An 11981-nucleotide genomic window follows, 5' to 3' on the forward strand; every position below is an offset into this window, starting at 1 on the left:
AGGGAAACATTTCTTCCGCCAGAAATGACGCAATCCAGTCAAAAGCTTACCGTCAGGCCGCAGCCTTTTTCGCGCGCTCGATCTTGCCGATGAACTCGGAAAGCCAGGCAATTTCCTTCAGGTAGACTTCCATGGAGAGCGAGGCAAGTTCCATGAGGAGGGCTTGCGGATTGGGGTTGTCCAAGCCCGTCTCCCGCAAGAAGGTCTGGTACTCGTCACTGAAAGCCTTTGGCACACGCATTTCGGCCTCACGCACTCACGGTTCTGCTGGTCTGTGCAAGCAGGCCTCCCAGCCCGCGTTTGGGAATTGTTAAGATTTCCAAACCTCTGCCGATATCGTCAGAAATGTCATTTCCTCACAATCCCCAAGAGCTGAAGGCCTGGCTTGGGATAACTCGCCCAAACACGTCAAAAATGGCCCATAGCTCCCGCTTTTCGCTTGCACTTGGCCAGCCAAATCTTCGACCCTGCCAAGAATCACAATTCTACCCCATCCAACCCGACCTCAAGAGCCCTTCATGAGCCCGTCCACAGACCTTTCCTTCGCGCCTTTGTCCGATGCCTTTGCACAAGACCCCTACCCGTTCTACGCCGCACTGCGTGAACGCAAGGGTCTGACTTACTTCGAGGATTTCGATATCTGGCTGGCAGCGAAGTTCGATGACGTTTCGGAAATCGTGCAGAACGGCAAGATGGTGCGATCCATGGACCACATCGCGAGCGCGGAAGAAATCGCGGACATGAAACGTGCCCAGAACTGGCACGACATGCCGCATCATTCCCGGTTCGTTCAGTTCTCTCTGCTGGACAGCGACGGGGACATTCACGACCGGCTGCGCAAGCAGGTGTTCAGACTGTTCACGCCGGTGATGGTCGGCAAGCTGCGCGATAACATACAGGCCTATGTCGACCGCCTTTTCGACAGTCTGTCAGACCGCTCCGAAATCGACTTTATCGAAGATCTGGCTGCCCATGTTCCAGGTCACATCATCGGCCGCGTTCTCGGCGTTCCCGATGAGGACTGCCCGCAGCTGCGCATCTGGTCGGAAAACATTGTTCAGTACTTCGATATCGACCGGACAGACGAGCGCAAGGAACTGGCTGAACGCAACACGACCGAATTCTATCAATATCTGCAAACGCTGAAGGCAGCGCGCGAACGCGCACCACAGGAGGACCTTCTGTCGCTCATGATCGAGGCTGAACGGGCCGGCCAGATGAACGAGGACGAATTCATCTCGACCGCCATGCTGATCCTGATGGCCGGTCACGGTTCAACCATCGACGTTCTCGGCAGTGGCATGCATGCGCTGCTGAAGTTTCCGAATGAGCTGCAGCGTCTGCATGAAGATCCGTCGCAGATGAAAACGGCCGTGCAGGAAATGTTCCGCTATGAATCTCCCTTGCCGTTCTTCCACCGCTATTCCACTGAGGACATGACGGTTTGCGGCGACACGTATCCGCGCGGGACGAAGTTCGGCGTCCTCTATGGAGCAGCCAACCGCGACCCGGGCCAATTTCCCGACGCTGACCGCTTCGATGTAGGCCGAACGCCGAATTGGCACATTGCCTTTGGCCGGGGCGCACATTTCTGCCTCGGCAATCATCTTGCACGTCTGGACATGGACATCATCTTTTCAACACTGCTGAAAAGGTTCAGCACGATTGAGATGGTTGACGACAACGTCACCTACAAGCGTGGCCTGTCCGTAAGAGGCCCGGAAGCACTCAGACTTGCCTGGCAACCTGCCTAGTTGCAGCTATTGCACTTGCTCCCAGCATGCGTGCCGCTAATTATTGCCCTTCTTGCCACGAAAGCCATTGGATACCTCATGCACCTCAAACAAGTTGTTCTTTGCCTGACCGGGCTGTGTGCCGTCTTGCCTGCACAAGCAGGCACTGTCGAGCTTGGGCCCCGCCCCGCCTACCTTGTGTCCCAGATGGCTGACGGCCAACTGAAGGACACCTTGGAAGCATGTATCGGCAAGCCGGCAAAACGCACTCTGTTTTCCATCAGCCATCGTGGTGCCCCCTTGCAGTTTCCAGAGCACACGGAGGAAGGCTACCGGGCCGCGGCACTCATGGGAGCGGGCATCCTGGAATGCGACGTCACCTTTACCAAGGACAAGGAGCTGGTGTGCCGGCATTCCCAGAACGATCTGCACACGACCACGAATATTCTGACGACCGATCTCGCCGGTAAATGTACCACTGGCTTCACTCCGGCTTCAGGTGAGACGCCGGCTGCGGCCGAATGCCGGACGAGTGATCTGACCCTGGCGGAATTCTCGTCTTTGCAGGGCAAGATGGACAGCGCAGACAAAACGGCGACAACGCCTGAAGCTTACCAGAATGGAACCGCTCCCTGGCGCACGGACCTCTACGCGGGCACGGGAACGCTGCTGACACACGATGCCTCGATCCGCCTCTTCAAAGACCTCGGCGTGAAATTCACTCCGGAGTTGAAGGCCCCTGAAGTCGAGATGCCATTTGATGGCTTTACCCAGGCCGACTACGCCCAGAAACTGATTGACGAATATAAGGCGGCAGGCATTCCGGCAGAAGACGTCTATCCGCAATCCTTCAACCTTGATGACGTGCTCTACTGGATCGAAAACGAACCGGACTTCGGCAAGCAGGCAGTCTTCCTTGAAAGCCGCCGCGATGTCGATCCCATGGATCCGGAAACATTCTCCCCTTCCATGACCGAACTGAAGGCTATGGGCGTCAACTACCTCGCGCCGCCGCTGTTTGTCCTTCTTGCTGAGGAAGACGGCAAGATCGTTCCGTCGGCTTATGCGATTGCAGCAAAGGAAGCCGGTATCGAGCTGATTGCCTGGACGCTTGAAAGGTCGGGACCGCTGTCGTCCGGCGGCGGCTGGTACTATCAGACCGTCAACGATGCCATCGACGGCGACGGCAAGCTTTATGAGGTTGTGGATGTTCTGGCGCGCCAGGTTGGCGTCAAGGGCATCTTTTCGGACTGGCCGGCAACCACGAGCTTTTATGCCTCCTGCCTCGGACTGGAGTGACGTGCAGGAGCCGGTTTTGGCAACCAAGGTGAGAGGCGATAAGGCCTTTTTCACCAAAATTGCCTAACCTCCCGCATTGTTCCGCAAATCAGGTGTGGTCTTACCGTTGAAAACGCATCCGCTTCCAAGCGTCGATTCCCAGATCCTCTACAAGCGCTATCAGCCGCTTGACGGAGAAGCGATCATGGCTGTCATTGTAGCTGTCGCGGAAAAGGCGGGCGTTCCGCGCAGCGCCTGCCAGCTGTTGAACACGTCCGACGAGGTCAACAAGCGTTTTCTGTGCGGTAAGTTCCATGTTCTTGTCACACAGACAGGCCTCTTCGAACACACGCCGCTGATAGATGCTGCGCTTGAAACGGTCTATGCTAGGACCGCTTTTCCGGAAGCGGCCGACCTTTTGAACGAGATCGCGGCCTGCACGCAGATTTCGGTCAGAAAAAGCCTCATCCCCACGGATTCGCTGCCAGAGAACCTGAAGACACTTTCCGGAGTGGAAAGTCTGGCCTTCTGCGAGGCTGAGGAAACCTTGCAAGCCATGGAGATCGCAAGGTTGATCACGGCGATCATCGTGGAAAGATCACGGCCGGACGCCGTCTTTTGGGCTCCAAGCTGCTTCCTGCTGAAGCCGGATGCCTTCTCGGCGCTGGCTCGCGCCTCAAACCACGACGACCTGTACCTCTTGCCCAATCCTTACGGACAACAGGATCCCGCAACCGGCGAGCAATTGATCGGCATGATGGGGATCGGCTCCCAGTGGCTAACCGGGTACAGGGTGGAAGTGCTGCCCTGCAGGTTGCCGCCAGAGTACCTTGCCGAGATCCTCGTCGCGTTTTCAAAGTTCACGAACAAGAGTAGTCGCCTGATCGATGATGGAGACGTTTTTGGCCGTGAGGAAAACGAAAAGATCCAGGTGATCTACCATGAGGAAGACGATGACGGGTTGGGTACGATTGAACTCAAGGTCGTCCACAATCCCAAATTCGGCATCCTCCGTGAAGATGTGCCGACAAAATACGTTCGCTACGATGAAGACCTGAATGAAACCGGGAGTTATTCGGACGGGAGCGAGGACACAGAGCTGGACCCGCACGACCCCGTGGACGCGGCCATCCTGGAACGTTTACAGGAACTGAAGGGAGAGTCTCCCTCTCATGCGCCTCCAGAAGTTCGGAGCGAAGAGGCTTTCGAGCAGGAGATGTCGGCACTGGACCGGCCAGATCAGTCAGCTATACCAGCTTACCCTGAAACTGCTTCCGCCGTTTCACCATCAACTGCATCGCACGTTCATCGGACGATCGCCACCGCAGCCCGACAGCTGGATGACACCCGCATTGCTGGAAAGACTTCTCCCTCATCAAAAAGGATGTCGGTTGCCGAACTGCGAGACTTCGTCAAGCAGGCTCAGGTTTCGAACGAAACTTCGGAAAAGGCCGGCAAAAAACCTGGCTTCCTGGCGAAACTTTTCAAACGCAAGGCAGACCAGTAAGGCCTGGTATGAAGGTCAGCGTGCCTGATCCAGCGTTCGCTTGCATTCCAGCAACTCAAAGAGGGTTGCCTGCAGGCGGCGGATATCCTCCTTCGTCACGGACGAATGGGATCCCGCACCCTGAGCCGGTTTCTCGCCGCGCAGGCGACCAAGAATACTGAAATGCCCATGCCCCTGGGCTGGTGCCGGTTCCGGTGCATTGTCCGCCAGAACGCCGCTTGGCAACGGGCCGTTATGGCTTTCATGCTGGCCATTCTGGGAAATCATCGCAGGGACAGGCGCAGGTTCCGCCTGTACCGGCTCTGCAGAGGCAACGGCCTGCAGGGCCGACATGTCTTCATGCCGGATCTGCATGACGAAGCGTGGCCCCTGTTCTTTCAGGATCCGCTGTACACCCTTGATCGTGTAGCCTTCACCGTAGAGCAGATGACGAATGCCCTTCAGAAGCTCGACATCGTCCGGCCGGTAGTACCGGCGGCCTCCCCCACGCTTCAGCGGCTTGATCTGCGAGAAGCGTGTTTCCCAGAACCGCAGCACGTGCTGCGGCAGGTCAAGATCTTCTGCGACTTCGCTGATAGTACGAAAGGCGTCGGGGCTTTTTTCCTGCGAGCTCATCCGGTCTTATAATTTTCTGGCTATTTGCTGGCCTGTCCTGTCAGCGCATCATTGATCCGCTGTTTCAATACGTTAGACGGTTTGAACACCATCACCCGGCGCGGTGAAATAGGTACTTCCTCGCCGGTCTTCGGATTGCGGCCGATGCGCTCCCCCTTGGAGCGGACCACGAAAGACCCGAAGCTTGATAATTTTACTGATTCTCCGGTCACAAGACAGTCGGAAATTTCAGAAAGTACGCGTTCGACCAATTCAGAAGACTCGGTCCGGGACAGACCAACTTTCTGATAAACGGCCTCACACAGATCAGCGCGGGTAATAGTCCGATTGCCCATAACCCCTCCTCAACGACGCCATCATCTGGCTGATTTTGCACAAGAACTCCGATGCAAGGCCATACGGTACGGCCTTGCGGCGAGCCGGTCAACCGGAACTCTTGGTGGAAATCAGATTTGTCGTAGGAAGTTAGACAGGACTTACCAGCGCAGCAGAACGGAGCCCCAGGTGAATCCGCCCCCCATTGCTTCCAGCATCACGAGATCGTTCTTTTTGACACGTCCGTCCCTGACGGCCGTATCCAGCGCAAGCGGAATGGAGGCGGCAGAGGTGTTGCCGTGATGCTGGACCGTGGTCACGACCTTCTCGGGAGCGATACCGAGTTTCTTGGCGCTGGCATCGATGATGCGCTTGTTGGCCTGATGCGGAATGAACCAGTCGAGATCTTCCGATGTGGTCCCCGTTGCCTTGTAGGCATCTTCAATCACGTCGGTGATCATGCCGACCGCATGTTTGTAGACTTCACGGCCTTCCATCCGGAGATGCCCAACGGTACCAGTGGAGGACGGTCCACCGTCGACGAAGAGCTTTTCCTTGTGTCGGCCGTCGGAGCGAAGGTGCGATGTGAGGACACCCCGGTCAGCCGTCGTGCCTTCGCCTTCCGCTGCTTCCACCACGACAGCGCCAGCGCCGTCGCCGAAGAGAACGCAGGTCGTCCGGTCGGTCCAGTCCAGAATTCGTGAGAACGTCTCTGCACCGATAACAAGGCAGCGCTTCGCCAAGCCTGCCCGAATATAGGCATCGGCCGTCGTCAGGGCATAGACAAAGCCCGAGCAAACGGCGTGCACATCGAATGCGGCACCGTGATAGATGCCCAGGTTGGCCTGGACGGTGACAGCCGTTGCCGGAAAGGTGTTGTCCGGTGTGGCGGTTGCCAGAATGATTGTGTCGATCTCCTGAGCATCCCGGCCGGCGCTTTGCAGCGCCCGCTTGGCAGCTTCCAGAGCAAGATCCGAGGTCATCTGGCCTTCGGCAGCAACATGGCGCTGCTGGATGCCGGTGCGCTGAACGATCCATTCGTCAGACGTGTCGACCATCTTGGAGAGATCGTCGTTGGTCAGGATTTTTTCCGGCAGGAAACTTCCGCAGCCGGTTACGGTCGAACGGATTACGCTCACAAATCACCTTCCGATGTCGGCGCGGCTTCAGCGAAGCGGCCACGATGATAATGCACAAGATCCTGGGCGATCTTGTGTGTCAGTTCGTTTTTGACCATGTCGTAGGCAAGGTCGATCGCCGAGGCATAGCCCTCGGCATCCGTCCCGCCGTGACTCTTGATCACAATGCCATTCAGTCCCAGGAACACGCCGCCGTTGACCTTGCGCGGATCCATTTTCTCGCGCAGCAGATCAAAGGCGCCTTTGGCGAAGAGATAGCCGATTTTGGACATAAAGGTCCGATTCATGGCCGAACGCAAGTAACTGCCGATCTGCTTGGCTGTGCCTTCCGCGGTTTTGAGCGCGATGTTACCGGCAAAGCCTTCGGTCACGACGACATCGACCGTGCCTTTGCCAAGGTCGTCACCCTCGACGAAACCGGCGTAATGCAGCGAGCGCAGCGGCGTTTCGCGCAGAAGCCGGCCGGCGGTGCGAACCTCTTCCAGTCCCTTGACCTCTTCCACGCCGATATTCAGCAGGCCGATGCTCGGCTTCTGGACACCGAACAGGGCCCGCGCCATGGCGCCACCGAGAATGGCGAAATCGATAAGCTGCTGTGCGTCGGCGCCAATCGTTGCGCCGACATCAAGCACCACGGACTCGCCGCGCATGGTCGGCCAGATGGCCGCGATCGCCGGACGTTCGATATTGGCCATTGTCCGCAGGCAGAACTTGGACATGGCCATGAGTGCGCCCGTGTTGCCGGCAGAGACCGCAACGGATGCATCGCCTGTCTTTACCGCCTCGATGGACCGCCACATGGACGAGCGCCAGCGGCCCTGACGCAGGGCCTGGCTGGGTTTGGTGTCCATCGCAATGGAGACGTCGCAATGATGGAACGTCGAAGCGTCGCGAACCCTTGGATACTTTTCCAGGAGCGGCAGCACGACCTTTTCATTGCCGAACAGCAGGAAACGGATGTCAGGATGGCGGACAAGCGCAATTTCCGCCCCGGGAATGACGACGTCAGCCCCATGATCGCCGCCCATGGCATCCAGAGAAATCGGAATAGTTTTCGCCATCTAGAAGGTCTTTTGACGTTTCGCTACCAAGAACAGCACCGAGTGGTGCTTCCAGACAAAGTCCTGCAGGTCCGGCAAGGGCCTAGAACGGGCGCGAACATAACGGTTTTGGCAAGACTGACAACCGTTTTCCTGATCGCGGAGAGTTCTGACGTTGAAAACCTGCATGAAGACCCAGCCCAAATCGTTCCGGCACCTGTGAATACAATGGATATCAGTTATCCGGCTGTTCCTTGAGTGCCTTCAAGGCGGCGAAGGGGGACGGTTTGGCCTCGGGCTCTTCGTCGACGCTGTCGTCGTCGCCATCGCCACCCTCGAACTCCACTCCCGGCTTGCGGGGGAACGGGTCGAGCGTAAGCGCAAGTTCCTCGCAGATCACAGCACCAAGGTCTAGAACACCATCCAGAATGACATCGGGCGGGTCGAGCGTTTCCAGGTCGATTTCAATCTCGCCGTCCTCATTGAGATCGCTGACCTTGCGCGGCCGGCTGGACTGGGGCTCGAAGGTGCGATCGACATCGATCTTCAGCTGGCTTTCGAATGGTTCCAGTGAAACCACACAGGTCTGTTCCAGCGTTGCCGTCAGCGGACCGACCACGCGCAGTCCCGCCTTGCGATACGGTTTCAGAAGGAAATCCGCCTTGAGGTCGCGAATGCCATCGAGCTCATAGGTCTTGGCTATGGCCTTGAGCGCGGCTTCGTCCGGACTGACAGTGACGCGTTCGTCCTTGTCGACAACGCGGGCGGCGTTGACCTTGTACGAATAGGGGAAAGTTTCTTTTGTCATTTTTGTTTTTACCTTGGCACCTTTGTCGCGGCCTCTTGCTCCGCCGGCTTGGCTCTCAGACCGGCAATGCCTTGAATTTTTCAGGATCGGACCAGACGATGCTCCCGTTCATCAGTGCTTCCACCGTCTGCCCCTCGAGGCTTTCGGCAGCTTCCAGCATATAGTACGCCAAACGCTTCTGTGCGACCGGCTCCGGTGCATCCGGATAGATGTTGCGGCCGAGCGCCTCTGCCAGCTCATCAACGTTTTTTGATTCAATCGCCGGAATATAGGCATCGGCACGACCGTAAAAGGCTTCGCCCATGACTTTCACCTTCTTGGGCACGCGCGTGTCGCTGACACCCATTTCACGCAGCGATGCATCCATGTCCAGAAAGAACAGGTCAAAGACGTTCTGCGTAAACTCCGAGACCGACTTCCCCTCCCCGCGCATCCGGCGGAAATACAGCACTGCATGAGCCACGATCATGTCAAAACGGCCGTCGATACTATCGGGCACGTGAAAGTCGGTGTAAAAGACTGGCTGCCGTGCTTGAGCCACGATTTCACAATAGACCTTGTGCTCGGCATCGCGGGTCCGACGGCGGAACAGGCCAAACAACATGGCATCTCCTTTTAAGTCAGGTGTTGCCTTGTGCCCTATCCCACGATAGTGACTTTGCCAAGCAACGAAATTCAAGAGCAGCCAGACCGGTCTGGCGAAACGGGAATTCTTAGATGAACTTCAAGGCAAGCGCCCTGATCCTTCCGCTTCTGGTCACCTTACCGCTCGGCGGCTGTTTTACCTCCACCTATACGCATGGGCACGTGATCACCAGCGACATGCTGAACCAGGTTCAGGTCGGCTCCAGCCGCGAGCAGGTTGAGCTGGTCCTGGGAACCCCGTCGACAACGTCCAGCCTCAACGGCGATGCCTACTATTACATCTCGCAGAAAACCGCCACGACCGCCTTCATGGCTCCGGATATCGTCGAGCAGCGCGTCGTCGCGGTTTACTTCGACAAGGACGGCTACGTCCAGGACCTCGGCAACTACTCGCTTGAAGACGGCAAGATCGTCGACATTGTCACCCGCAAGACCCGTACGGGCGGCGCCGACTATGGCTTCCTGACGCAGATCCTGCGCGGTGCGACCAACCCGAGCCTTGGTCTCTGAGGCAAAAGCCACAACCCAATGCAAAAAGCCCCGGCCATCGGTCGGGGCTTTCTTTTTCCGGGGCGTCAGTGCGCCAGGATCGCCAACAGCAGCAAGGCCACGATGTTGGTGATCTTGATCATCGGGTTCACAGCCGGACCGGCGGTATCCTTGTAGGGATCCCCAACCGTATCGCCTGTCACCGAGGCCTTGTGCGCCTCGCTTCCCTTCTGGTGGGTCACACCGTCCTTGTCGGTGAAGCCGTCCTCGAAGGACTTCTTGGCGTTATCCCAGGCACCGCCACCGGCGGTCATGGAAATGGCCACGAAGAGCCCCGTCACGATCACACCCAGCAGCATCGCTCCAAGCGCCGCGAAGGCGTCGGCCGGTGTTGCCACGGCCTTGACCAGGAAGAACACCACGATGGGCGACAGCACCGGCAGCAGCGAGGGGATGATCATCTCCCGGATCGCCGCCTTTGTGAGCATGTCCACCGCACGACCGTAATCCGGCCGTTCCGTGCCCTGCATGATGCCCGGCTTTTCCTTGAACTGGCGGCGGACTTCCTCCACCACCGCTCCGGCTGCCCTGCCGACGGCGGTCATTGATATGCCGCCGAAGAGATAGGGCAACAGACCGCCGAACAGGAGACCTGCAACCACATAGGGATTGGACAATGTGAACAGGGTGCCGACGTCGATGCCATAGAAGATCGACCCTTCCGCAGCATTGCTGGAGAAGAACTTCAGGTCTTCCGTATAGGCGGCAAAGAGCACCAGCGCACCTAGCCCTGCGGACCCGATGGCGTAACCCTTGGTGACCGCCTTGGTGGTGTTCCCCACCGCATCGAGGGCGTCCGTCGTGGAACGCACTTCCGCCGGAAGATCCGCCATTTCGGCAATCCCCCCGGCGTTATCGGTCACCGGGCCAAAGGCGTCGAGCGCTACCACCATGCCTGCAAGCGCCAGCATGGTCGTTACCGCAATCGCAATCCCGAAGAGGCCCGCGAAAGCGTAGGTGACCAGAATGCCCGCGATGATGATCAGCGCCGGCAGGGCCGTTGCCTCCAGTGACACGGCCAGACCCTGGATCACGTTGGTGCCATGACCGGTCACCGACGCCTGGGCGATGGATCTCACCGGACGATACTCCGTGCCGGTGTAATATTCGGTCACCCAGATGATCAGCCCGGTCACCACGAGACCTACGAGACCACAGACGAACAGATCGAACCCGGTAAAGGTCGTGCCGCCCGATGTCGTGAACTCGGTGCCGGCACCGATCCAGCCGAAGATGATGATCGCGAGGGCTACCGCGGACAGAACCGCCGTGGCAATGAAGCCCTTGTAGAGTGCCCCCATGATCGAGTTGTTGCTGCCGAGCTTGACGAAGAACGTGCCGATGATGGACGTCACCACGCAGCTAGCTCCGATCAGCAACGGCAGGTGCATCAGGTCGATCGCCTGGCTGCTTGTGAAGAAGATCGATGACAGCACCATCGTGGCGACGACCGTCACCGCGTAGGTTTCAAACAAGTCGGCCGCCATGCCCGCACAGTCGCCGACATTGTCGCCGACGTTGTCGGCGATAGTCGCCGGGTTGCGTGGATCATCCTCCGGAATCCCGGCTTCAACCTTGCCGACCAGGTCACCGCCAACGTCAGCACCCTTGGTGAAGATACCGCCGCCGAGACGGGCGAAGATCGATATGAGGGAGGCACCGAAGCCGAGCGCGACCAGCGCGTCGATCACGGTACGATCCGTCGGGTCATACCCCATCATTCCGGTGAGGATGGCGAAATAGACTGCCACGCCAAGCAGCGCGAGCCCGGCAACCAAAAGGCCGGTGACGGCACCGGCCTTGAACGCGATTTCCAGCCCTGCCCCGAGGCTTTGGCTGGCCGCCTGGGCGGTGCGCACATTGGCCCGGACGGAAACCATCATGCCGATGTAACCGGCAGCTCCCGAGAGGACGGCGCCGATGGCAAATCCGATTGCCGCGGTGCCGGAAAGCAATAGCCAGGCGAGCACGAAAACAACGGCCCCCACAATGGCAATAGTCGTATATTGACGATTGAGATAAGCGCTAGCCCCTTCCTGGATCGCCTCGGCGATCTCCTGCATGCGCGCGTTCCCTGCATCCGCTGCCATAACGGACTGGATGGCCCACGCCCCATAGGCAATGGACAAGAGGCCACAAATGATGACGACAAGCTCGATCATACTTCCTCCCAAAGCTGCGGCGGACTGATTTTCTTGTCGTTTTTTGCCGCCTGACGGCCCTTCACATCAATTCCTCGACGTGAGGGAGGGTAACGATAGCAGCAAAGCGGCGCGCCTCGTCAAGCTCTCACATTGTTTAATTCAAAACTTCCGTTACGGTATTGTTTGATGCAGCGCAGTAATTATGCTG

General features: G+C 58.0%; 13 protein-coding genes. 4 read left to right on the forward strand and 9 right to left on the reverse strand.

Translation table 11 applies throughout. From position 1 onward, the window contains the following. Window positions 1–52: 52 nt before the first annotated feature. The gene (locus tag FIV03_RS24035; RefSeq protein ID WP_031270652.1) at window positions 53–241 is read right to left on the reverse strand and encodes a hypothetical protein; all 189 of its coding nucleotides are present in this window, start codon (window positions 239–241) and stop codon (window positions 53–55) included. A gap of 277 nt (window positions 242–518) precedes the next feature. Between FIV03_RS24035 and FIV03_RS24040 the strand changes: the two genes are divergently transcribed. Together FIV03_RS24040 and FIV03_RS24045 are read left to right on the forward strand one after the other, a co-directional pair. Continuing rightward, window positions 519–1754 (forward strand): cytochrome P450, encoded by a 1236-nt coding sequence (locus FIV03_RS24040; RefSeq protein ID WP_152511259.1) that lies wholly within the window; start codon window positions 519–521, stop codon window positions 1752–1754. Window positions 1755–1832: 78 nt separating this feature from the next. Continuing rightward, window positions 1833–3032, forward strand: coding sequence for a glycerophosphodiester phosphodiesterase family protein (locus FIV03_RS24045; protein WP_152511260.1), 1200 nt, complete (start codon window positions 1833–1835; stop codon window positions 3030–3032). A gap of 100 nt (window positions 3033–3132) precedes the next feature. On the opposite strand, the gene FIV03_RS24050 is transcribed toward FIV03_RS24045, so the two are convergent. Continuing rightward, entirely contained in the window at window positions 3133–3327 is a 195-nt protein-coding gene (locus FIV03_RS24050) for a hypothetical protein (protein ID WP_152511261.1), read from the reverse strand. 102 nt (window positions 3328–3429) lie between these two features. On the opposite strand from FIV03_RS24050, the gene FIV03_RS24055 reads away from it, so the two are divergent. After that, window positions 3430–4518 (forward strand): hypothetical protein, encoded by a 1089-nt coding sequence (locus FIV03_RS24055; RefSeq protein WP_152511262.1) that lies wholly within the window; start codon window positions 3430–3432, stop codon window positions 4516–4518. 15 nt (window positions 4519–4533) lie between these two features. On the opposite strand, the gene FIV03_RS24060 is transcribed toward FIV03_RS24055, so the two are convergent. From FIV03_RS24060 to FIV03_RS24085, 6 genes are all read right to left on the reverse strand, one after another. After that, on the reverse strand, window positions 4534–5133 hold the full coding sequence (locus FIV03_RS24060) for a MerR family transcriptional regulator (RefSeq protein WP_152511263.1): 600 nt from the start codon (window positions 5131–5133) through the stop codon (window positions 4534–4536). Between the two features lie 20 nt (window positions 5134–5153). Next, on the reverse strand, window positions 5154–5468 hold the full coding sequence (locus FIV03_RS24065; RefSeq protein ID WP_023003819.1) for an integration host factor subunit alpha: 315 nt from the start codon (window positions 5466–5468) through the stop codon (window positions 5154–5156). Between the two features lie 141 nt (window positions 5469–5609). Continuing rightward, window positions 5610–6587, reverse strand: a complete 978-nt coding sequence (locus FIV03_RS24070; RefSeq protein ID WP_062489136.1) for a beta-ketoacyl-ACP synthase III — start codon at window positions 6585–6587, stop codon at window positions 5610–5612. Further along, on the reverse strand, window positions 6584–7648 hold the full coding sequence (gene plsX / locus FIV03_RS24075) for a phosphate acyltransferase PlsX (protein WP_152511264.1): 1065 nt from the start codon (window positions 7646–7648) through the stop codon (window positions 6584–6586). Before plsX ends, FIV03_RS24070 begins: the two co-directional genes overlap by 4 nt. 214 nt (window positions 7649–7862) lie before the next feature. Then, complete coding sequence (locus FIV03_RS24080; protein WP_055653457.1) at window positions 7863–8435, reverse strand: DUF177 domain-containing protein; 573 nt, start codon at window positions 8433–8435, stop codon at window positions 7863–7865. Window positions 8436–8490: 55 nt separating this feature from the next. Then, window positions 8491–9114: a ubiquinol-cytochrome C chaperone family protein gene (locus FIV03_RS24085; protein ID WP_209009775.1), complete on the reverse strand. Its 624-nt coding sequence runs from the start codon at window positions 9112–9114 to the stop codon at window positions 8491–8493. A 38-nt stretch (window positions 9115–9152) separates the two neighbouring features. Between FIV03_RS24085 and bamE the strand changes: the two genes are divergently transcribed. Next, window positions 9153–9590: an outer membrane protein assembly factor BamE gene (bamE, locus tag FIV03_RS24090; protein WP_006931570.1), complete on the forward strand. Its 438-nt coding sequence runs from the start codon at window positions 9153–9155 to the stop codon at window positions 9588–9590. Between the two features lie 65 nt (window positions 9591–9655). Here the strand turns inward: bamE and FIV03_RS24095 are convergent, their stop codons facing one another. Next, window positions 9656–11791 carry a sodium-translocating pyrophosphatase gene (locus tag FIV03_RS24095; protein ID WP_152511265.1) on the reverse strand — a complete coding sequence of 712 codons (2136 nt, stop codon included), beginning with the start codon at window positions 11789–11791 and terminating at the stop codon, window positions 9656–9658. Window positions 11792–11981: the final 190 nt, after the last annotated feature.

The organism is Labrenzia sp. THAF187b (genome assembly GCF_009363375.1).
Classification (GTDB): Bacteria; Pseudomonadota; Alphaproteobacteria; order Rhizobiales; family Stappiaceae; genus Roseibium; species Roseibium algicola.

What these genes read in the sequence shown, in the direction of transcription:
- FIV03_RS24045 (WP_152511260.1), top strand. Translation starts at nt 1,833, where the DNA reads ATGCACCTCAAACAAGTTGTTCTTTGCCTGACCGGGCTGTGTGCCGTC.
- FIV03_RS24035 (WP_031270652.1), bottom strand. Translation starts at nt 241, where the DNA reads ATGCGTGTGCCAAAGGCTTTCAGTGACGAGTACCAGACCTTCTTGCGG.
- FIV03_RS24040 (WP_152511259.1), top strand. Translation starts at nt 519, where the DNA reads ATGAGCCCGTCCACAGACCTTTCCTTCGCGCCTTTGTCCGATGCCTTT.
- plsX (WP_152511264.1), bottom strand. Translation starts at nt 7,648, where the DNA reads ATGGCGAAAACTATTCCGATTTCTCTGGATGCCATGGGCGGCGATCAT.
- FIV03_RS24060 (WP_152511263.1), bottom strand. Translation starts at nt 5,133, where the DNA reads ATGAGCTCGCAGGAAAAAAGCCCCGACGCCTTTCGTACTATCAGCGAA.
- FIV03_RS24065 (WP_023003819.1), bottom strand. Translation starts at nt 5,468, where the DNA reads ATGGGCAATCGGACTATTACCCGCGCTGATCTGTGTGAGGCCGTTTAT.
- FIV03_RS24050 (WP_152511261.1), bottom strand. Translation starts at nt 3,327, where the DNA reads ATGGAACTTACCGCACAGAAAACGCTTGTTGACCTCGTCGGACGTGTT.
- bamE (WP_006931570.1), top strand. Translation starts at nt 9,153, where the DNA reads ATGAACTTCAAGGCAAGCGCCCTGATCCTTCCGCTTCTGGTCACCTTA.
- FIV03_RS24095 (WP_152511265.1), bottom strand. Translation starts at nt 11,791, where the DNA reads ATGATCGAGCTTGTCGTCATCATTTGTGGCCTCTTGTCCATTGCCTAT.
- FIV03_RS24080 (WP_055653457.1), bottom strand. Translation starts at nt 8,435, where the DNA reads ATGACAAAAGAAACTTTCCCCTATTCGTACAAGGTCAACGCCGCCCGC.